We start from the raw sequence: 12,827 nt of genomic DNA on the forward strand, positions 1-12,827 counted from the left end.
TTACCTCTTCAAAGCCTTTACCCAGTTTTTCTTTGATTTCCTCATACGATTTATTGGCTTTAAGTACGATCTGATTTAGCGTCCCTGTAGATTTAGCAATCGCATAACAGATAGGGAACAGCTCAAAGCCCTTGTCAATATTAACAAGAATGTGCCCCTTGCAGGTTAACAATGCTTCTTCTAAGGTTGGGATACGATGCGAAGTGGCTATACCGAGTCCATCTTTGAGAAATAAGTTCTTTAGACTGTCCAACGTCCAGTCTCCAACCCTTCCTTTTCCGGTAGTTGTACGGTCAATAGTGGAGTCGTGCATTAATACCGCTTTTCCGTCTTTGGTCAGTTGGACATCGATCTCGACCATATCCACCCCCATTGAAATACAGTTTTTGATTGCCGGAATGGAGTTTTCGGGCGCATTGCGCCAATCACCGCGATGCGCAATGACCCAAACTTTTTCGCGGGGTGAATTCCGCAGTTGCGCTGTTGTCCGCTCGATGGTCGTAGTGCTGGCAGCCCTCTCCTGTGCTGGTAACTGCTGTACAAAAAGTAGCAGCATATAGAAATAAAATAGCCTGATATTTATCTTCATGGATTTAAAAGCCTCAATTTTCTAATTATTTAGTATAACCTGGATTTTGTGAGATACGCTGATCAGTCGCGGTCTGGCTCGCAGGAATAGGAAGCAACAACTTGTTGTTGTCTGTCAATCCCAAAAGCAGCGCAGCACGTCCCCGACGTATAATATCAAACCAGCGGTGGCCTTCAAAAACGAGTTCTTTGCGACGCTGTATATCAATTTCCTCAAAAATATCTTGTTTTGTCAAAGCTCCTCCATAAGGGCCTATACCTGCGCGCATCCGGATTTGATCAAGGTATTTCAAGGCTGATGTGGTACTGCCCAATTCATTTTCAATTTCAGCAAGCATCAGCAATACGTCCGCATAACGCAAGACAACAAAATCACTGCCGGCATCTTCAACGACAGTCACCGGAACGGCAATTTTATTGCTATAAGCCAAACCTGAAGCTAAGCTTTTGACATAGCTTCCTTTACGTTTGTCCTGATCTGTAAATAGCCCATAGAACTTGCTACTCAGCACACCATGACCTTTGGTTCCGGTCATCTTTCCTTCCACACGTCCAGTTGGATTAAACATCCGATAAGCGTCGGACCCTTCGCTGTTGGAATTAACACCTGAAGCAAACTGAACAGCAAAAATAATCTCCTTATTTAATTCATTGGTCACTGGAAAGACCTGTGTGATATCATCAAGCAACCCTTGCCCTGAGGCAGGACTAATCACTTCGTCCAAAAAGGTTTTGGCATTTTGGAAATTACCTAAGGTTAGTTCGACTTTCCCCATTAAGGTTTGCGCAGCCGATTTTGTCGCGCGGCCTTTATTGGACTCTGTACGTGTCGGCAGCGAAGCAATGGCTTCTTTAAGATCTGTTTTGATCTGGTCGTAAACCTTTGCCTTTTCTGTACGCCCCTGACCAAATAGCTCCTGTGGATCTTTAATCTCATCAACCACAAGTGGCACATCCCCAAAACAGCGTACCAAATTAAAATAAAGCAGGGCGCGGATAAACTTCATTTCACCGATCCTATTTGATTTCAATTCTTCTTTGTTAAACGAAATGTCCTTAATTCTGTTGAGTACAATATTTGCATTCTGGATAGTCATATAGTGATCTCTCCAAACGGCCTCAATAAGGCCGCTTTGTGGTATATTGGTAAAGTTGTCCAACATGCCATACTCGCCATTATCATTGGCGGGAGTTTCATCATAGGCATCCTCACCGGGGATTTCACCAATGGCGAGCATGCCCAAGTTATAGATTCCTTTAAACTGTAAAGAAGCATAAGTCGCATTTATCGCTTCTTCGATTTCCTTTTCATTTCGGTAAAACCGTTGCGCAACCTTCTCTGTTTCGGGATAGATCTTAAGTTCCTTTGTACAGCTCAGCATAGTGGCCGAACCGATCAAAAATATGTATATTATTTTTTTCATCTCAATAAACTCCGTTCGTATAATTAATTTCTCGATTGACATTTCGTCTACACGATGTTGTTATGGTTATCTTTAATAAGTTGCTTTGAGTCCAAAAGTTATTGTCCTCGCAATTGGATAGTTTCCTCCTGTATTGTATCCTGATGTTAAAATATTTCCCATGGTGGTACCATCGGGATTCCAACCCCTAAACTTGGTTTTGGTAAATAAATTTGTACCTGAAACATAAAGCTGCAGGTCACTTAACTTTATCTTTTTCAAAAAGCTTGAATCAAAGGTATAGGCGAGGCGCACATTCCGTAACCGAAAATAGTCGCCATTATTGCGCTGCACAACAACAGAACTGCGCACCAGCTTTCGACTATTGGAAAAGTTACCAAAATTAGGCTGCCCCAGAAACCCTCCAGGATTGTTTTCGGGATGATATCTGTTTTCAAAATAGTACTGCGAGGGAACAGCAAAGCCTTCGCCGGATTCAGTCAGTGAAGACATATCACCGTCCAGCAATGTCCGTCCATAAATACCGGCGAAATCAAAACTAAAGTTAAATCGCTTATAGGTGATATCTGAGCCAAAACCATAGGTCCACTTTGGTGCATATGAACCTTTTGAGGTTTTATCCTCCACATTGATCTTACCATCGTTGTTGACATCGATTACGCGATAATCCCCTGTCAGCGTTCCGTCGAGATGTGGCGAATTATCAATATCGGCTTGCGTTTTATATACACCATCAATGGTATAGGCGTAGATCTCCGCAATAGAACCACCTACTTTAGTTACGAAATTTTGATCGACACCAGTCGCTATCTTGTTCTGACCCGGCCCTAACGCCAACACTTTGTTGCTATTACGCGTAGCATTGGCATTAAAACCAATAGCGACCTTACCAATCATAAAATTATTGCCGGATAATTGAGCTTCAAAACCTTTGTTCTCCATTTCTCCAACATTTGCAAGCGCCTCACTATAACCTGATTGAGCCGGGACAGGTACTTTGAGCAATAATCCTTTGGTATTCGTTTTGTAATAAGCTAGTGAGAGATTTAATCTGTTTTTTAAAAAACCTAGATCCAAGCCTATATTTTGTGCATTGGCAATTTCCCAACCAAGGTTGGGATTGGAAGATGTACTCGTAATATACCCTGGTGCAACCGTTGATCCATTGAGATAATCATAGTTGTATTTAGTATAGTCATTCACATTGGTAACCAACGCGTAAGAACTATAGTTGCCAATTTGGTTATTTCCTGTCTTTCCCCAACTTAAAGCTAGTTTGGCAAAATTTAGAAAATCACTTTCAGGAAAGAAATTCTCTTTGCTCATAACCCATCCAACGGATGCTGATGGAAAGTTTCCCCATCGGTTATTTTCACCGAATCGAGAGGAACCATCACGGCGTAGCGCTAGCGAGACGAGATACTTCGCATCATAATCATATTGAATACGGGAAAGAAAGGATTCTAATGTCCACATATCAATCTTAGGAACTGATCTTGTTGCACTCGCCCCAGCAATGTTCTGGATATTGTCATCCGCATATCCTGTTCCCGTAGTTTTATTTAAATTGATCCGTTCTTTCTGAAAAGTATGACCTATCAACACGTTAAATGAGTGCTTTTGAATCCGGAAGTCATAATTCAAAGTATTCTCTACGAGATAATTATAAGTTGATATCCGAGTTTGTGTTCCATCTGCGTCCGGTCTGGGTGCAGGAATCCGATATGCCCCTACACTTAAAGGATAATAGAAGTCGGCTAAATAGGAATCGTAATCACCCCCTAGGCTAAAACGGTATTTTAATCCTTTAATAATCTCATAATTGAGAAAGATATTACCAAATGTTTTGAACCGCTGGTTGAGGTTTTTGACCAATGTTGACGTCGCCAGCAAATTCTCCACGGGTGTACCATTAATCGCTACCCCTTCCAGAATACGTTGCTCTTGTACCAATTGGTCACTGATATTCAAACTACCATCTGCCTTGTAAGGACTATAAAATGGGAAAGATAGTGGTATTAATCCCAAAGCGCCATCACTTCTGCTAGATTGATCTCGTGCATTTTGGTGAGTATAACTTGGTTTGAGATGAATCCCGAAATCAAGTTTACTTGATATTTTGGTTTCCAAATTAACGGCAGCAGAATAGCGTTGCATATCAGACCCAATGACGACTCCTTTTTGGTTAAAATACCCGAGTGAGGTGTAGAACTTTGACTGTGATCCGCCGCCGCTAATATTAACATTGTAGTTGGACATTGGTGCTGTTCGAAACGCTAAATCCATCCAGTCTGTATTTGTTAAACCTTGCTGACCGTCAAGATAGGGTCTTAGATAATCCAGCGAAAGCTCTCTCCCATCAATGTTCTTGCCATTGATTTTTTTCGTAACACGTACCGAATTTGGGTCAGAAGCACTGCGATTCATTGGATCTTTGGATACATAGCCCCAATCTCGAGCTTCAGACAGGAATTGAGCCAATTGATAACCGTCCACAAGTTTCACGCCTGATGTCTGCTGCTGGAAACCGTAATAGGCATCAAAGCCTACTTTGGTCTTTTCGGCCCCCATCTTTCCCTCCTTGGTTGTCACCAGGATAACACCATTGGCAGCGCGTGAACCGTAAATTGCTGCGGATGCAGCATCTTTTAGAATATTGATACTTGCTATATCCGAAGGATTGATCGAGTTTAATGTATTTCCTTCGGATAACGGGAAACCATCAACTACAATCAAAGGACTCGCCCCAGCAGTCAATGTGCCTCGTCCCCGAATGACAATTTGAGCGCTCGCTCCCGGTTGGCCATCGGCCTGATTAATCACAACACCAGAAACCTTCCCTGCCAATTGTTGCTCAAAACTGGCCGCCGCAGTCTTTTCTAGGCTTTTGGCGTCAATCTTACTGACAGCACCTACGATTTTCGCCCGAGATTGCTCGCCATACCCAATCACCACGATTTCATCCAACAATCTATTTTTGGTATTTAATTTAATGTCAAGCTGATCTTGGCTCTCTATTGTGGTACGGAAGGTATCATAGCCCACATGAGAAACCATCAAAACTTTTTCTGGCACATTGGGCACAGCTAGTCGATAACTCCCGTCTGCTTGAGACAATGTTTTAACGCTGCTATTCAGAAATTCTATCGTAACACCACTAACAGGTTTGTTGTCTTGATCACGGATAACGCCAACTAGGATGTGTTGTTGTTTAGCTGTCTTCATCAAACGTTTGACCGTAAGAACCTTATCCTTAACAAAGAAATCCAGCGGAAAATTCCTTTTGAGAAAATCTATGGATTCGTTCATCGTCTTGAACTGAAGGGCTGTTTCCTCCACATAAAGCCCCTGCAGGTCACTTTCTACATAGTACACTTGGTAACCAAACTGCTTCCCCAGGTTGTTGATCGCGGAGCGTAAGGACAGTGATTTTAGCTTGGCCTGCTGACCAAGGGTGAAAGGAGCCGCATTTGCCGATTCAGGAAATCCGGACCAAAACAATGAAAAAAGTATAGCAGAGGCTATAAAATTGTTTTTTTTCATAAATTTGAAATGATTTGAAAAATTGATTCTAGTTATTTGAATTGATTTATTCACCGGTAATGGCTGTTACCGGTGTTTTTTTATTTTAAGCTATATTGTTGTTCATTAATTCGCGTCGGTTTTAGGTTTAATGGGAAAGATATAATCTGTAGGATATCCTCAAAATTACCACTGAAAGCACCACTCACAACTTTGCCCTTTAGGCTATCTGGATAAGCTATTTTCATCTGGTACGATTCTTCCAGTTGTTGTAATACGATAGCTAGCTCAGTGTGGTCAAACTTAAAAGTCCTCTTAGCGGATGGTAGCATATAATGCTTTTGTGTCGATCCTGCTTTAAAACACCAGGCCTCTTCGGGCATTAAATAGGTTGTATTCCCTTCCTTATTAATCTTAACTTTTCCCTCAAATAATTGCACCCGATGGTCGGTATCCGTTTGAATAAGATCAAACTTTGTACCCAGCACTTCAACATCAAAATCCATTGCATCAATCTGAAAAGGTTTATTGCTGTCCTTAGCGATATCAAAATATCCCTTCCCTCTGAAAGCTACTTTTCGTAAACTACTCCCAAATTCGGGAGATATAGTCAGCTCACTAAAGGGTTCCATGATGATATGGCTACCATCTTTAAGGTATACAGTATCACGATTGTTCATGGTCACAAAAGTGTACTGTTGTGCTACATTTTTGGGTTGGAATATAAACCACGTTCCTAACAGCAATACGGGAAGAATAAGTAGCATACTTTTCCTCTTTTTTCTTTTAGCCCGTTCCTTTTTCTGGATACGTTGATCAATGTTTTCCCATAAGGATTCAGACGTCTCTTGCTTCACAGAGGGGTCCTCTGAAATTGCATCCCAGATTTCCTTCGGATCTTTTTTCCCTTTTGCCATATCGTATAGATGGTATCTATAAACTATTACGTCGATACCCCTATATCGTACACCCCCTATCTAGAAAAAAATTAAAAATTAGCGCGAAGAAAAGCCATGGCTTTGTTGATCTGCTTAGCAACGGCTGTTTTGGATATTTTGAATTTATGAGCAATCTCACTGTAACTTAACTCATCCACAACACTATCAAGTACCATTATTTTTCGGCGTTCTGGCAGCGCTGACAATAATAAATTCAGTTTGTCTACTTTAATCTGATAGGCAGATTCGTCAAACCTCTCTTCGATTTCTGTCAGCTCGTATGCGCTATCAAGGGAAGTAAATTGAACCTTTTGTTTTCTATAAAAATTGGCAATTTCCTGTTTGGAGGTTTTAAAAATTATTGCATCTGGATTGGATACCCCATATAGCTTATGAACATAACGCCACAGGTGAATAAAAACTTCCTGTACTACATCCGCAGCATCATCTTGGGATTCAATATAGTATTGAACGAATAAAAATACTTTCTTATGGTATCTATTAAATAGGTCTTTGAAGTACTCCTTCTTCATAACGATTTTTATTCAAACCAGACAAACGATGTCTAAAAGCTAACTCATAATTGGATAAGGTCTTTTACCTTTTAAAGATAAATCTACAAAATTAGTAAGAACCCTACAATCCAAATTGAATATTAAGTTGTTCCAATAAGTTCACCAGACAAAAATACAAAGCCTATCACCATTATATGAGCAAAGTAGCAGATTTCATAATTTCTTAACATGAACTTGCATTTAGAACATGATATCCACCATGTACTGATAATTTTTATCCTGCTCGATCCCTTTGGTTAATTCACACAGCTATAAACCTACTTTAAGAGATATTCCTGAACGATTCATCCTACACCTTGATTCAAATTTTTGCTAGTTTGGAGAGGAGTGATGTTTAAAGCCATCGATGAAAGCAACATAACCATTAACGACCTTCCAGTTAGATTTATCATCTTGCAGCAGAATACAAAATAGATATGTAAATTAGCTATTGAGTTATATGTTAATACAATGAGAATTTCCGCAATACAGAATGCTAATCGTGGAACTAGGTAAAAAAACAGAACTTTATAAGCTCGTTCACACACTCTGCATTATATTATGACGCTGCGAATGCTTGAGGAAAACAGGCTATATTTTAATCAAAAATATGCATTCCAACCGAAACCAGTCCGCTGTCCGAATACGAACAACGGGTGTTCAAATACGAACACTTATCGTAATAAAATATTACTAACCACATGAATATAAGCCACTTTTACAATTGGCAACCTTATTGAAACCGTTTAACCGTTGAATGAAGCCTTCTTTAGACCTATCTGAAAATCACTAGGTCTTTCGATCTTATTTTTGTTTATAGGCTGACGGAGTAAAAGTAAAAAAACATGATAAAAAACTACCTAAAAATCGCGTTGCGAAATATGAACAGAAACAAGGGGTATACATTTTTGAATGTGGCCGGATTAGCCATTGGCATAGCGGCCTGCCTGATCATTTCTTTCTATATTCGGAATGAATTAAGTTACGATGACTATCATACCGAGTCCGATCGGATTTACAGGGTTGCCGTGGATATCCAGAGCAGTAAAACCAACCGGGTTTTTGCCACTACCTGCGGGCCGCTCGCTCCTGCACTCAAAAAGGATTTTCCCCAAGCGGAAGCGGCTGTCCGATTATGGCGGCAGAATAATAAACTGATAAAATACGGCAAAAAAAATGCTTTCTACGAAGATAACTTCTTTCTGGTCGATCCCTCGATATTTGATGTTTTTACCATTCCATTAAGCAAGGGAACAATGGAAACCGCATTAAACCGGCCAAACACGTTACTCATTGCTGAAGAAACGGCAAAAAAATACTTTGGGGAGGAAGATCCTATCGGAAAAACCGTGCTTGTCAATGATGAACCGTTTGAGGTTACGGGGATCATGGAACATGTAGCAGATAACAGCCACCTGAAGTTTAACCTGATTACCTCGCTTGCAACCGTGGAAAAGGAAAGCTGGTTTAATGAGGATATCCAGAACTGGCATTCAACTATGTATTACACCTATATCAAGGTTGCCCCGAACACCAATATTTCCGATTTTGGAAAAGAAATCGAAACGGCTGCCAATCGTTATGTTGGGGATGTGATAAAAGGTTGGGGAACTACTTATCGCTACTTTCTTCAACCCATAAAAAGCATTCACCTCCATTCGGATTTAAGTAATGAAGCCGAAGCACCGGGAAACGCGGCGAATGTGTATATATTTATCGTGTTGGCCGTGCTGATCATAGTGATCGCCTCCCTGAACTATATCAACCTTACAACAGCACAATCATCCAACCGAGTCAAGGAAATCGGGGTCCGCAAAGCGGTGGGCGCGGCTAAAACCAGCATATTTAATCAGTTTTTGGGCGAATCCATATTACTTACTCTATTCGCGCTTATTTCCGCCTTGTTACTTGTCCTGGCGATTAAACCCCTATTTGAACACCTGTCCGGTCAGGTCTATCACCTGGGCCAGATTTTCACCTTTCAATTCGCAGGGTTATTGCTGGGACTTACCTTGCTGGTTGGGATCGTCGCGGCCATCTATCCGGCATTGTTTTTATCGTCTTTTCGGCCGGTGACGGTACTAAAAGGTAAAATAGATATGGGCAATAAAGGCACCTTGCTGCGACAAATATTGGTGGTGTCTCAGTTCACCATTTCAATCATCTTGATTGTGGGCACGCTTACCGTGTACAAACAGTTGAACCATATGAAAGATCAGCGGCTTGGCTTTGACAAAGAGCAGACACTGATTCTGCCCATAAAGGGTGGTATATCGATTGCTGACCGGCTGGAACAGCTCAAGGATGAATTCGGCAGCCATTCTTCGGTGGTCAGCGTTGCCGCTTCCTCCAGCATACCCGGAAAAGCCGTAGCTAATTATAGCGCTTCCTTATTGGGCGAAGCGGATGACAAAAGCCAATCGATGTATTACCTGTTTGTGGATGCCAATTTTTTGAATACGTATGGAATTGAAATGATTGCTGGTCGGCCTTTCGATAAACGAATGCAAACTGATGCAGAGACTACATTTTTGATCAATGAGAAAGCTGTAAGTGCATTTGGCTGGGCGTCCCCAGAAGAGGCTATCGGCAAACGGCTGAGCACCGGTTTTCAGGCAATGGGACAGATTATTGGCGTGTATAAAAATTTTAACTACCGTTCCCTGCAAGCGCCCATCGAACCGCTAATTATGGCAGTCGTTCCCTGGCGGTTTAACTATATCAGCCTGAAACTGAATACTGCGGACCTGTCTTCAACGACGGCCTTCGTAGAAAAGAAATGGCATAAACTCTTTCCTCAAAGCCCTTATGAATATGTTTTCCTGGATGAGGAGTTTAACCGTCAATATACTACAGATGAAAAAATGGGGCGAACTTTTTTGGTCTTTACTGGTATCGCTATTTTTATCTCCTGTCTTGGCTTATTTGGCTTGGCTACATTTGTTGCTAAGCAGCGCACCAAGGAAATCGGTATCCGTAAAGTGCTTGGGGCATCGGTTACGGGCATTGTAGAGCTGCTGTCGAAAGACTTTATCAAATTAGTATTGCTTTCGTTGGTCATCGCCTCGCCCCTGGCTTGGTGGGCAATTCACCAGTGGCTTCAGGGGTTTGCCTACCGCATCAACATAGAATGGTGGGTATTTTTAGTAGCGGGATTGGCAGCGGTGTTGATTGCACAATTAACAGTAAGCATCCAAGCCATTAGGGCGGCAGTTGCCAATCCGGTCGACAGTCTACGGGATGAATAGTGAGCGGAAAATTTCATCAATATACATCAAAAAGCGGCCCATAAAAGATAGTTGCTAAGTTTTTATGAGCCGTTTATTTATATTAACCATTGGGTTTATACTTTGATTTTTATGGTGTTTTTTGCACATACGAACATCCAAAGTAAAAGAGTAGAATAAGTCAGTGGTTTTCTTATTTCACTATAAATTTGGTTTTTAGACGACTGCCAGACAAAAAATAACTATGCGAATAAAATCATACCCGAAAACCCGACGCCTAGACTATGGATTGTTCCGGTAGATGTCATGTTTTCATGTGAAGTTGTGACGGGGTCCGTATTGAATAGGCCATCTTTTCGCTAGCAAAAATTCCAGTTGGACTGATTACTACTTTGGCTTCGCCTGCATGTACGTCGAAATCTAAAACGTTATCCCTTCCCTGTGGTAAATCGATAAAGTTTCCCTTGTTTCCTACCCTGATCATCAGCTTTAAAAAGCCCCTGCGTTAGTTTTTTCGCATTGGATAGCAATTCTGTTTCAAATTTAACCTGATCGTCTGATTTAGACACCGGTGTGAATATGAGTCCAATAACCGGCGATAGGAATAATGAGAGGAAGAATGCTCCTGCAAAACTTATATTCCTATTAACACCGATAGCACCTATTGCTAACGAGAAGATAATCCATCCCAAAAATATATCCATTGTCTATGTGTTTACAATAACCATGAAAAAAGTTAAAGTTGGTTTAGGATGAAATTATACGAGAAACCGTAGCTGATTTATTTAGGTTTAATAAGACAATAAAGTAAACAATAAGGCCTCCCTCGTTAACCGTCAAGGGAGGTCTTTTATCAAAAAATTCTTTCATGATCATCCACACCTGATCCGCCAACGTAAAATACGTAAATCCCGACTGTAGTTGGCATACTATCTTTCCATTTCAGCAATAATAGCTGCAATCAGTTTTTCTGCATCATGATATTGGAGAATAGAGGCTGCCTGACCCGCCCAAAACGATTTCAATTCAGGATTCGATTCGGAATTTGCAGGATAAGCTCCCAGTTTACCGACAATTTTTCCTTGTAATGGATAAGGGGCAAAACTATTTTGAAATTCTTTCAACTCCTCTGTCAAGCGGTTTTTCACTCCTCGTGACAACCTTCCAGTGAAAACTTTGGTCAATGTTGTATAACGGGCTTCTTTTGAGAATAATTTTTCACGATGTATTTTACTTGCACCAGATTGCCGTGTAGCGAGAAAAGCAGTTCCTATTTGTACCGCATCGGCACCTAATGCCATTGCCGCTTTTACCCCACGGGCATCAGCAATACCGCCAGCGCCTATGACAGGGATTCTTAAGGTATCCGCGACTTGCGGAATCAATGAAAACGTTCCTATTAAACTTTCCTCAGGTTTATCCAGAAATGAAACCCGATGCCCACCTGCATCAAATCCTGTGGCTACCACGGCATCTACTCCTGCATGTTCTATAGCGATAGCTTCATCTAACGTAGTAGCAGTTCCTATCGTTATAATTCCTAAGCGCCGACATTTCTCCAAAATTGTTTCAGAGGGTATGCCATAAACAAAACTAAAAACCGCTGGCTTTATCTCAAAAATAGCTTCAATCTGCTCCTCAAACTTAGGACTGCCTGGCAAAGGAAATGTGGGTGGTTCTGCACCGACCTCTTCAAAGTATGGCTCCAAAAGTTTGATAACTTGCTGAAAATCCCTTTCATCAAAATCTCCTGCCGTAGCATCTTGATCATTAACCCATAGATTAATGTTAAATGGTTTTGAGGTCAATTTTCTGATGCCTCTAGAAATAGAAATAAGTTCGGCAGCACCATAAGGCTGCCCACCGTAAGACCCTAATCCGCCCTTATTTGAAACTAGTGCTGTAAGGTCCTCCGAGGATAATTTTCCACCAAAGGGACCTTGAACGATGGGTAAATCTATCTCAAGAAGTTTAGTGAATTTTGTTTTTGTCCACATATGAATAAATTTAGCGTTGCCCAACTAATTTGAACTGTAGTACAAACTCATCGTAAATCAACTTGTCACCCAGATTCGGAATAAACTTTCCGGAACCATACCGAATATTGTACAACGTACGGTCAATTTTGATTTCGCCCAATGCATGCAAGAAATCGCTGAATATTTCTACAGTTGCCGTAAAATGAATGGGCTGTGTAATATTCTTAATGGTCAGATCGCCACTAATGATGTAATGCATATTTTCCTTTCTTCCATTGTTGATTTTCAAAGATGCTGTCTTAAATTGATCGACCGAGAAAAAATCATCGTGGTTTAAATGATCAAAAAACTCCTTGTAAATAGATTTGTCAGAAATATCGGTGATTACAATTGAAGTCATGTCAATATGTATTTCTCCATCGATGATCTCATCGTTTTCAAAACTCAAAAAACCATTTTTGATTTGAATAGTTCCCGTGTGTAAGCCTAGAACTTTCTTCCCTGTCCAGTTGACAGTGCTGCTTTCTGTTTGAATGTTAAATGTTGTCATTGTGCTTGATTTTTAGTTTGACAAGACAAAATTCAGGGTATTCTT

At 40.9% G+C, this 12,827-nt stretch carries 9 protein-coding genes and 1 pseudogene; 1 reads left to right on the plus strand and 9 read right to left on the minus strand.

Annotated elements, in window-relative coordinates:
• From ACK8HY_RS20245 to ACK8HY_RS20270, 6 genes and pseudogenes are all read right to left on the minus strand, one after another.
• Positions 1-45, minus strand: coding sequence for a KxYKxGKxW signal peptide domain-containing protein (locus ACK8HY_RS20245; RefSeq protein WP_217700079.1), 45 nt, complete (start codon positions 43-45; stop codon positions 1-3).
• A 121-nt stretch (positions 46-166) separates the two neighbouring features.
• Positions 167-589, minus strand: a pseudogene (locus tag ACK8HY_RS20250) (glycerophosphodiester phosphodiesterase family protein); the annotation flags it as partial.
• Positions 590-614: 25 nt separating this feature from the next.
• The gene (locus ACK8HY_RS20255; RefSeq protein ID WP_416134603.1) at positions 615-2,012 is read right to left on the minus strand and encodes a RagB/SusD family nutrient uptake outer membrane protein; all 1,398 of its coding nucleotides are present in this window, start codon (positions 2,010-2,012) and stop codon (positions 615-617) included.
• A 72-nt stretch (positions 2,013-2,084) separates the two neighbouring features.
• On the minus strand, positions 2,085-5,555 hold the full coding sequence (locus ACK8HY_RS20260) for a SusC/RagA family TonB-linked outer membrane protein (protein ID WP_416134604.1): 3,471 nt from the start codon (positions 5,553-5,555) through the stop codon (positions 2,085-2,087).
• Between the two features lie 80 nt (positions 5,556-5,635).
• The gene (locus ACK8HY_RS20265) at positions 5,636-6,451 is read right to left on the minus strand and encodes a FecR family protein (RefSeq protein WP_416134605.1); all 816 of its coding nucleotides are present in this window, start codon (positions 6,449-6,451) and stop codon (positions 5,636-5,638) included.
• A 71-nt stretch (positions 6,452-6,522) separates the two neighbouring features.
• A complete protein-coding gene (locus ACK8HY_RS20270; RefSeq protein ID WP_416134606.1) occupies positions 6,523-7,005 on the minus strand; it encodes an RNA polymerase sigma factor in 483 nt (160 codons plus the stop codon).
• Between the two features lie 902 nt (positions 7,006-7,907).
• Between ACK8HY_RS20270 and ACK8HY_RS20275 the strand changes: the two genes are divergently transcribed.
• Complete coding sequence (locus ACK8HY_RS20275) at positions 7,908-10,274, plus strand: ABC transporter permease (protein WP_416134607.1); 2,367 nt, start codon at positions 7,908-7,910, stop codon at positions 10,272-10,274.
• A 407-nt stretch (positions 10,275-10,681) separates the two neighbouring features.
• Here ACK8HY_RS20275 and ACK8HY_RS20280 read toward each other — a convergent pair whose 3' ends face one another.
• The 3 genes from ACK8HY_RS20280 to ACK8HY_RS20290 all read right to left on the minus strand — a co-directional run bounded on the left by ACK8HY_RS20280 (position 10,682) and on the right by ACK8HY_RS20290 (position 12,782).
• Entirely contained in the window at positions 10,682-10,957 is a 276-nt protein-coding gene (locus ACK8HY_RS20280) for a hypothetical protein (protein WP_416134608.1), read from the minus strand.
• Positions 10,958-11,182: 225 nt separating this feature from the next.
• On the minus strand, positions 11,183-12,250 hold the full coding sequence (locus ACK8HY_RS20285) for an NAD(P)H-dependent flavin oxidoreductase (RefSeq protein ID WP_416134609.1): 1,068 nt from the start codon (positions 12,248-12,250) through the stop codon (positions 11,183-11,185).
• A 10-nt stretch (positions 12,251-12,260) separates the two neighbouring features.
• Positions 12,261-12,782, minus strand: coding sequence for a YceI family protein (locus ACK8HY_RS20290; RefSeq protein WP_077433804.1), 522 nt, complete (start codon positions 12,780-12,782; stop codon positions 12,261-12,263).
• Positions 12,783-12,827: the final 45 nt, after the last annotated feature.

This window comes from Sphingobacterium sp. NGMCC 1.201703 (assembly GCF_047784615.1).
Taxonomy (GTDB): Bacteria; Bacteroidota; Bacteroidia; order Sphingobacteriales; family Sphingobacteriaceae; genus Sphingobacterium.

Bases quoted from the DNA above. Each gene is read 5' to 3' on its own strand.
- ACK8HY_RS20260 (WP_416134604.1), bottom strand. From the start codon at position 5,555: ATGAAAAAAAACAATTTTATAGCCTCTGCTATACTTTTTTCATTGTTT.
- ACK8HY_RS20275 (WP_416134607.1), top strand. From the start codon at position 7,908: ATGAACAGAAACAAGGGGTATACATTTTTGAATGTGGCCGGATTAGCC.
- ACK8HY_RS20270 (WP_416134606.1), bottom strand. From the start codon at position 7,005: ATGAAGAAGGAGTACTTCAAAGACCTATTTAATAGATACCATAAGAAA.
- ACK8HY_RS20290 (WP_077433804.1), bottom strand. From the start codon at position 12,782: ATGACAACATTTAACATTCAAACAGAAAGCAGCACTGTCAACTGGACA.
- ACK8HY_RS20285 (WP_416134609.1), bottom strand. From the start codon at position 12,250: ATGTGGACAAAAACAAAATTCACTAAACTTCTTGAGATAGATTTACCC.
- ACK8HY_RS20265 (WP_416134605.1), bottom strand. From the start codon at position 6,451: ATGGCAAAAGGGAAAAAAGATCCGAAGGAAATCTGGGATGCAATTTCA.
- ACK8HY_RS20280 (WP_416134608.1), bottom strand. From the start codon at position 10,957: ATGGATATATTTTTGGGATGGATTATCTTCTCGTTAGCAATAGGTGCT.
- ACK8HY_RS20255 (WP_416134603.1), bottom strand. From the start codon at position 2,012: ATGAAAAAAATAATATACATATTTTTGATCGGTTCGGCCACTATGCTG.